Raw genomic sequence first — 624 nt, 5'->3', positions numbered from 1 at the left:
CTCACCGACAGCGCCTGGGCGCTCGGCCTGACCTTCGCGCTCACCCCCGCGGCCCGTCCGCGGGGGTGAGCGCGAAGGTCAGGCCGAGCGCCCAGGCGCTGTCGGTGAGCGCGGTGGCCGTGACGGTGCGCCGCTCACGCAGCAGCGCGGCGCCGCCCGCCTCCCAGAGGAGGTCCTCCTCGACGCGGCCGTCCTGCTTGCGGTGCCAGCCCGTGTGGCGCTGGACGCCGTGGTTGTCGAGCAGCACGGGGCCCCGGTCGCGGACGAAGGTGCGGCCGCCCCAGAAGCTGTGGCCGTCGACGTCGGGCACGGCCACGCCCGCGCCGAGGTGGTGGAGGTGGTCGGCGGGCAGTTCCTCGGTGACGACGACGCCGGCGAGGGTGGTCACCGGGTGGAGGTAGGGGCGGGGCGAGAGCCGCGGGTCCAGGTCGGGGCGGACGGTGTAGCGGGCGACCCTGCGCCCGGCGCAGCGCAGGTCGGCGAGGACCTCCACGGCGGAGGCGTCCCGGAGCTCGGTCATGAGGTCCTCGTTCCGGCGGAGGCGGCCGGCGCGGCCCAGGGCTCGGCGCCGGTCTCGGAGAACAGGCGCAGGGTGTCGGCGCAGGCGGCGACACCCTGCGCCTG

Annotated in this window: 1 pseudogene; it reads right to left on the bottom strand. The window is 77.2% G+C overall.

From position 1 onward, the window contains the following. A pseudogene (locus ACOV8S_RS04290) lies at positions 1 to 520 on the bottom strand (DUF6807 family protein); the annotation flags it as partial. Positions 521 to 624 lie beyond the last annotated feature (104 nt).

The sequence above is a fragment of the Streptomyces sp. CO7 genome, assembly GCF_053474865.1.
The sequence above is the reverse complement of the archived record's forward strand: the minus strand, read 5'-3'. Positions and strand labels throughout refer to the sequence as shown.